This is a genomic window from Actinophytocola sp. (assembly GCF_036402745.1).
GTDB lineage: Bacteria > Actinomycetota > Actinomycetes > Mycobacteriales > Pseudonocardiaceae > Actinophytocola.
In genome coordinates this window covers 42270-48790 of sequence record NZ_DASWSJ010000215.1, presented here as the reverse complement: position 1 = coordinate 48790, position 6521 = coordinate 42270, and the positions used below count along the sequence as shown (strand labels likewise).

The following is a 6521-nucleotide window of genomic DNA, read 5'->3' as shown; positions in this document are numbered from 1 at the left end:
TTCATCCGCTGCCGGCCGTCCTCGTACTGGCGCAGGATGCCGGCCTTGCGCAGCGCGCGGAAGTGATGGCTGAGCGTCGAGGCGGCGACCGGGAGGCCGAACGTGCCGCAGGCCCGGTCGCCCTCGGCCAGCAGCATCCGCACGATCTTGCGCCGGGTCGGGTCGGCGAGCGCGTGCAGCACCTCGTCGATCGCGACCGCGTGGATCTCGGGATGGGCGATCGACGCCCACCGGCCCAACGGCATTCCTGACAGCCCTCTCAGTTCTCTTCGATAACTAACGAAGACTCTACCTCCGATCGGGACTATTCGACATGTATCGAAAACACCCCGACCGGAGGTAGCAGCATGCGAACCCGTCTCGTGCTCGGCCTGACCGCCGCCGCCCTCGCCCTCGCGGCGACACCCGCCTCGGCGACCACCGCCGCACCGCCCCATCCGGCGCCGTTCGGCCCGCAGCGCCCCTACGAGCCCGACGTCGCCGGCCCGGCGAACCTCGACGAGGGCGAGGCCACGGTGGTCCGCGACGCCGGCGGCAAGCACGGCGTGGAGATCACCTTCGACACCCGCCGGTTCACCGCGTCCGGCGAGAAACCCGCGGCACCGCGCGAGTTCGTCTTCCTGTTCGACGACTCGGTGAGCTTCAACGTGCTGGCGTTCCCGACCTGTGGCCGCGCGGTACTCGCGGACCAGGGGCCGGCCGCGTGCCCGCCTGGCTCGAAGGTCGGCGCCGGCCGGGCCGAGTTCTACGGCGGCGGCGCGGCGGAGGTCGCGGTCTACAACACGACGTTCGCCGGCGGCCTGCGCGGCGTGCTGATCACGATCCCGGCCACCGGCACGATCCTCGACAACACGCTCGAGCCCGTGTGGGGCCCGTACCGGCAGAACTACACCTGGGGCCTGCACGAGATCATCCAGCCCGACGGCGTGCCGCCGCAGGACCGGGGCGTGACCTCCAGCTTCGTCGTCAGCTTCGGCGCGACCTGGCACGGCCGCAGCTTCGTGGAGAGCCACGAGCGTGCCGGGCGCCCGCTGGACCTCGGCGTCTGGGGCCACTACGTGACCGGCCAGGTCACCCTGACCGAGGGCCGGACCGCGCGACCGTAGGCGGGTATGCGGCGCGGGTGGCCCCTGGCCGTGCCACCCGCGCCGCCGCACCCACCTGTTGGAGACGCTCAGAAGATCGCGATGGGCACCAGGATCACGAGAACCGCGAGGGCGATCCCGACCCACGGCACCCCGCCGGGCCTGCGCCGGTAGTGACTCCGGACCCACGTGCTCCGGCCGAAGAGGCCGTTGTGGCGGCGGTGCCGGCGGACCCACGTCATCTCTCTTCTCCCAACTCAACCCCTGTCCGTCCAGGCTAAGTTGGGAGAAGATGTCCTGCTTGTCGATCACCTGGTTGCCGTTTCACGAGCTGGTCAGCGCTTGATCGCCCGCCGCAGCCGGTTGAGTGCCCGGTGCTGGGCGACCCGGACGGCGTCCGGCGTGGTGCCGACGGCCTCGGCCGTCTCCTGGGCGGACATGCCGAGCACCACCCGCATGATCAGGATCTCGCGCTGGCGGGGGAGGAGCGTGCGCAGCAGGCCGCCGGTCTGCTCGACCAGTTCGCGGCGCAGTGCGATCTGCTCGGGGCTCTCGTCGATGTCGGGCAGGTCCGGCGTCTCGGCGGTCGGCAGCGAGCGGTCCCGGGCGGCCGCGCGGTGTACGTCGGCCACCTTGTGCGCGGCCACGCCGAACACGAACGACAGGAACGGCCGGCCGAGGTGTCGGTAGGTGGGCAGCGCCCGGAACACGGCCAGGCACACCTCCTGCGCCACGTCGTCCGGCGAGTTCACCGGGCGCACGCGGCCGAGCTTGCCGCGGCAGTAGCGCACCATGATGGGGCGCAGGTAGGTGAGCAGCTCGTGGGTGGCCACCGTGTCGCCCGCGGAGGCGGCCGCGGCGACCGAGTCCACGTTCCCCCGGGTGACCGGTCGGGACCATGCAGTCGGCTGGGTGGCAAGCTCGGCCTCGAGCTCGGCAAGAGCCGAGTCCGGCTCCACAGTGCACAACATCGCGCCTCCAAGAGGGTGACCCCGCGGTTGTGGTCACACCAAGAGAGCACGCATGGGGGCCGCAAATACGTCGAGCGCGAACTTGCGACCCCCGGGAACCAAGTTGTTGCCCCTTTGGGCATATGCCCAGAACAGGGCGTGTCTTGTTGGTTACCGTCAGCGCCTGGGGACCACGATGTCGACCCGCACGAGGTGGTGGTCGGAGGCGTCGTTGAGCCTGGCCAGCTCCGAGTCGCTCCGGGGCCAGAACACCTCGCCGCCGACCGGGACCAGGCCCCGCGACGGCAGCACGTAGTCGGCCCGCAGGTTGCCCGGCGCCACGTCGTTGAAGTCGGCGGTGTCGAAGAACGGGTTGCCGCGGTGGGTCGCGTTGGCGCCGCCCTGCTCGCCGGCCGCGAGGTAGCCGCCGATGCTGCCCGGCTTCGGGTCGATGACCCGTGGCGCGTACAGGAGCTGCTGGATGGCGCCGGGCACGCTGTCGCCGTCGAGCGGGTCGGAGTTGTTGTCGCCGGCGACGACGAAGTTCGCCTCGGACCGCAGGCCGCCGCGCTGGCCGTGGTCGTCGTAGATGTAGCGGCCCTTGCCCGGGGTGACGTAGTCGGCCCAGAACCGGATCTCGTCGTGGTTGCGGGTGCCGTTGCGGTCCTCGGCGCCGTCGAACGTGGGCGGCGTCGGGTGCGACACGAGGAAGTGCACGGTCGACCGGCCGACCCGGATCGGCACGTCCCAGTGCGACTTCGACGACAGCCGCAGGACGTCGAGGATCTGCGGTGAGTACCAGTCGTGCGGCGCCGCGGTGGCCGGGTCGTCCGGCAGCATCGCGTTCGGCATGTCCTTCCAGCGGAACTTCTGGAAGGTGCGGATCGAGCGGGTGTCGATCGGGTACTTCGACAGCACGAGCATCCCGTACTGGCCCTCGAACAGGCCGAACCCGTGCGCGTCGTCGCCGGTGCCGGTGCGGCCGTCGCGGTTGAGGTCGAACCCGGTGGGCACGCCGGTGTTGGACGGCGCGACGAACGCGTACGGGTAGGTGACCGGCGTGGCGCCGTTCTGGCCGCGCTCGAGGTAGTTCGTCCGGAACAGGTCGGCCGCGACGTTGTCCGGCACGTAGTCGAACTCGTTGATCAGCAGGACGTCCGGCCGGTTGCGCTGGACCACCTCGGCGACCTCGCGGGCCTGCGCGTTGTCCGGCGTGGACAGGTCGGTGACGAGCCGGCCCGCGGCGCCCCGGTTGAGCGAGGCGTTGAAGGTCGCGAAGCGGACCGGGTCCGGCCGGTCGCCGTGCCGGTCGCCGTGCCGGCCACCGTGCTGGTCGCCGTGCTCGGCCTGCGCGACGGGCGCGGCGAGCACACCCGCGGCCAGGGCCAACGCCGGTAATAACAGGAGTCGTCGGGCTCGGATCATGATCTACCTCCAAGGTCGGCGCGTCACCCTGGCATGCCGCGGCCACGAGCGGGTGATGCCCGAGTGAACACCGCGCCCCCTCGGCCGGCCCTTCGGTGGGGTCGGAAATGTCCGGACGGCGCCGCGTGCCGACGATACGGTGATGTGGTGGCGGAATCCCCTGGCACGGTCGTGCGCACGCCGAAGAGCGAAGCGACCCGGACCCTCATCGTCGAGACCGCGCTGCGCCTGTTCCAGGAGAACGGCTACGCCAAGACCACCATGCGGGCCATCGCCAAGGAGGCCGGTGTCTCGGTCGGCAACGCCTACTACTACTTCTCCTCCAAGGAACAGCTGGTCCAGGGCTTCTATGACCGGATCACCGAACTGCACGAGCAGGCCTGCGAGGAGGCGTTGCGCACCGAGCGCGAGTTCGCCCCGCGGCTGAGCGCCGTGATGCACGGCTGGATCGACGTGGCCGCGCCCTACCACGAGTTCGGCAAGCAGTTCTTCGTCAACGCCGCCGACCCGGACAGCCCGCTGAGCCCGTTCTCGACCGACTCCAGCCCGGCCCGGGAGGCGCAGATCGCCCTGCACCGCCGGGTGCTCGACGGCTCGACGGTGAAGGTCGACACAGAGCTGCGCCCCGAACTGCCCGAGCTGCTGTGGCTCTACGAGATGGGCGTGGTGCTGTTCTGGGTGCACGACCGCTCGCCGAACTGCCGCAGGACGCGCCTGCTGGTCGACCGCACGGTGCCGCTCATCGACCGGGTGATCGGGCTCTCCCGGCTGCGCCTGCTGCGCCCGGTCACGAGGGAGATCGTGCAGCTGATCGGCGACCTGGTCCGCCCCGATCCCGAGCCGACCGCTTGACACGGCCGCCCACCCGCGAGACTCTCTACCCAAGGTAACTGTTACGCGAGGTAACACCAATCGGGGAGGGTGGTCCACGATGGCCCGCGTGCTGCAACCCAAGGACCGGGAGGTCACCGCCGAGCGGCTGCTCGACTCCTCCGTCCGCAACTCCTACCAGCCGGACGTCGACATCGACTGGGACGCGCCGCTGGTGGAGGGGAAGGGCTTCCTCCCCGAGGAGCGGGTCTCCCTGTACGGCACCGAGCTGTGGGAGCGACTGACCCCTGAGCAGCGGATCGAGCTGGCCAAGCACGAGCTCGGCAGCATCACCAGCGTCGGTCTCTGGACCGAGATCGTGCTGATGCAGCTGCTCGCCCGGTACGCGGCCGACCTCGACCCGCGCAGCCCGCACACCCACTACGCACTGACCGAGATCGGCGACGAGACCCGGCACGCGATCATGTTCGGCAAGGGTCTGTCCCGGTTCGGCCTGCCCGCCTACGGCCCGCCCAAGGTGGTCCGCTCGCTGGCGAAGGTGTTCGGCGCGGTGATCGGCGGTCCGGCGATGTTCGCCTCCGTTCTGGTTGTCGAGGAGACCACCGACCGGCTCCAGCGCTCCATGCTCGACGACGAGGGCATCCAGCCGATCATCCGGATGATCAACCGGATCCACGTGGTCGAGGAGGCTCGGCACGTGCGCTACGCGCGCGAGGAGCTGGTCCGTGGCCTGGAGAAGCTGAGCCGTCCGGAGCGCGAGGTGCACCGGCTCGTGACGGCCGTGGTGGCCTACTCGGTGGTGGACATCATGGTTCACCCAGCGGTCTACAAGTCCGTGGGTCTGGACCCCAGGGAGGCACGCGCCGTGGCGCGGGCCAACCCGTACCACCACGAGTCCCGCCGGTGGATGGCCGAGAAGATCGTCGAGTTCCTCAACGAGGTCGGCATGATCGGCGGCCCGTCCAAGCGGATCTGGCGTAAGGCGCACCTGCTGTAAATGCGTCGAGCGTCCGGATCTCGGGGCCTAGCCTGGAAATCATGAACGCGACCACGATCAAGGGGCGGCACGTTGACATCCGGCTGTGGACCCGACCGGAGTCGGTCGAGGCCGAGGCCATGCGTCAACTGCAGAACATCTCGGCCCTGCCGTGGACGTTCAAGCACGTCGCGGTGATGCCGGACGTGCACTACGGCAAGGGCGCGACCGTGGGCTCGGTGATCGCCATGCGGGACGCCGTGTCGCCGGCGGCGGTGGGCGTGGACATCGGCTGCGGCATGACCGCGGTCCGCACCTCGCTGCGCGCCGAGGACCTGCCCGCCGACCTCCGCCGGCTGCGGTCCAATGTGGAGCGCGCCGTGCCGGTGGGCGCCGGCCTGCACAAGGCGAGCGCGTTCACCCCGCGCGACGCGGGGGACTGGGACAGCTTCTGGCGCACGTTCGAGGATCTGACGCCGGCGGTGAAGGCGAACGCGGGGCGGGCACTGCACCAGATGGGGACGCTGGGCGGCGGCAACCACTTCATCGAGATCTGTCTGGACACCGACAAGCGCGTCTGGGTGATGCTGCACTCCGGCTCGCGCGGTATCGGGAACCTCCTCGCGCAGCACCACATCGAGGTGGCCCGTGGGCTCGCGCACAACCAGTCGTTGCCCGACCCGGACCTCGCCGTGTTCCTCGCGCGCACCCCGCAGATGGCGGCCTACCGGCACGACCTCTACTGGGCGCAGGACTACGCGCGGCGCAACCGGTCGGTGATGCTGCGGCTGGTGTGCGACGTGCTGCGTGCGCAGTTCCCGCAGACGTCGTTCGACGAGCCGATCAGCGCCCACCACAACTACGTGTCCGAGGAGATCCACTTCGGCGAGGAGGTGTTGGTGACCCGCAAGGGCGCGATCCGGGCCGGGCGCGGCGACCTGGGGATCATCCCGGGTTCGATGGGCACCGGCTCCTACATCGTGCGTGGGCTGGGCAACCCGGACTCGTTCGAGTCGGCCTCGCACGGCGCGGGGCGGCGGATGTCGCGGACCAAGGCCCGCCGGCGGTTCACCGAGGCGGACCTGGCCGAGCAGACCGCGGGCGTGGAGTGTCGCAAGGACTCCGGGGTGGTGGACGAGATCCCGGGTGCCTACAAGGACATCGACGAGGTGATCCGGAACCAGGACGACCTCGTGGAGATCGTGGCGAAGCTCAAGCAGGTGGTCTGCGTCAAGGGGTGACATACTGCAATCT

The 6521-nt window shown here is 70.2% G+C and carries 8 protein-coding genes; 4 read left to right on the top strand and 4 right to left on the bottom strand.

Going from position 1 to position 6521, the window contains the following annotated elements; all coding sequences use genetic code 11:
- Positions 1–245 (bottom strand): ArsR/SmtB family transcription factor (locus VGD70_RS20710; protein ID WP_331083757.1); only part of this gene is annotated, 245 nt, incomplete at its 3' end.
- A 102-nt stretch (positions 246–347) separates the two neighbouring features.
- Here VGD70_RS20710 and VGD70_RS20705 point away from each other — a divergent pair.
- Positions 348–1106 (top strand): hypothetical protein, encoded by a 759-nt coding sequence (locus tag VGD70_RS20705; RefSeq protein WP_331083755.1) that lies wholly within the window; start codon positions 348–350, stop codon positions 1104–1106.
- A 68-nt stretch (positions 1107–1174) separates the two neighbouring features.
- On the opposite strand, the gene VGD70_RS20700 is transcribed toward VGD70_RS20705, so the two are convergent.
- The 3 genes from VGD70_RS20700 to VGD70_RS20690 form a co-directional block, all read right to left on the bottom strand.
- The gene (locus VGD70_RS20700; RefSeq protein WP_331083753.1) at positions 1175–1327 is read right to left on the bottom strand and encodes a hypothetical protein; all 153 of its coding nucleotides are present in this window, start codon (positions 1325–1327) and stop codon (positions 1175–1177) included.
- Positions 1328–1420: 93 nt separating this feature from the next.
- A complete protein-coding gene (gene shbA / locus VGD70_RS20695; RefSeq protein ID WP_331083752.1) occupies positions 1421–2056 on the bottom strand; it encodes an RNA polymerase sigma factor ShbA in 636 nt (211 codons plus the stop codon).
- Positions 2057–2212: 156 nt separating this feature from the next.
- Positions 2213–3460, bottom strand: coding sequence for an endonuclease/exonuclease/phosphatase family protein (locus tag VGD70_RS20690; protein WP_414638008.1), 1248 nt, complete (start codon positions 3458–3460; stop codon positions 2213–2215).
- Between the two features lie 147 nt (positions 3461–3607).
- On the opposite strand from VGD70_RS20690, the gene VGD70_RS20685 reads away from it, so the two are divergent.
- The 3 genes from VGD70_RS20685 to VGD70_RS20675 all read left to right on the top strand — a co-directional run bounded on the left by VGD70_RS20685 (position 3608) and on the right by VGD70_RS20675 (position 6508).
- Positions 3608–4312 (top strand): TetR/AcrR family transcriptional regulator, encoded by a 705-nt coding sequence (locus tag VGD70_RS20685; RefSeq protein ID WP_331083748.1) that lies wholly within the window; start codon positions 3608–3610, stop codon positions 4310–4312.
- 79 nt (positions 4313–4391) lie between these two features.
- Positions 4392–5288 carry a diiron oxygenase gene (locus VGD70_RS20680; RefSeq protein WP_331083746.1) on the top strand — a complete coding sequence of 299 codons (897 nt, stop codon included), beginning with the start codon at positions 4392–4394 and terminating at the stop codon, positions 5286–5288.
- A 41-nt stretch (positions 5289–5329) separates the two neighbouring features.
- Positions 5330–6508, top strand: coding sequence for an RtcB family protein (locus tag VGD70_RS20675; RefSeq protein ID WP_331083744.1), 1179 nt, complete (start codon positions 5330–5332; stop codon positions 6506–6508).
- The last annotated feature ends 13 nt before the right edge of the window (positions 6509–6521 follow it).

What these genes read in the sequence shown, in the direction of transcription:
- VGD70_RS20700 (WP_331083753.1), bottom strand. Translation starts at nt 1,327, where the DNA reads ATGACGTGGGTCCGCCGGCACCGCCGCCACAACGGCCTCTTCGGCCGG.
- VGD70_RS20675 (WP_331083744.1), top strand. Translation starts at nt 5,330, where the DNA reads ATGAACGCGACCACGATCAAGGGGCGGCACGTTGACATCCGGCTGTGG.
- VGD70_RS20705 (WP_331083755.1), top strand. Translation starts at nt 348, where the DNA reads ATGCGAACCCGTCTCGTGCTCGGCCTGACCGCCGCCGCCCTCGCCCTC.
- VGD70_RS20690 (WP_414638008.1), bottom strand. Translation starts at nt 3,460, where the DNA reads ATGATCCGAGCCCGACGACTCCTGTTATTACCGGCGTTGGCCCTGGCC.
- shbA (WP_331083752.1), bottom strand. Translation starts at nt 2,056, where the DNA reads ATGTTGTGCACTGTGGAGCCGGACTCGGCTCTTGCCGAGCTCGAGGCC.
- VGD70_RS20680 (WP_331083746.1), top strand. Translation starts at nt 4,392, where the DNA reads ATGGCCCGCGTGCTGCAACCCAAGGACCGGGAGGTCACCGCCGAGCGG.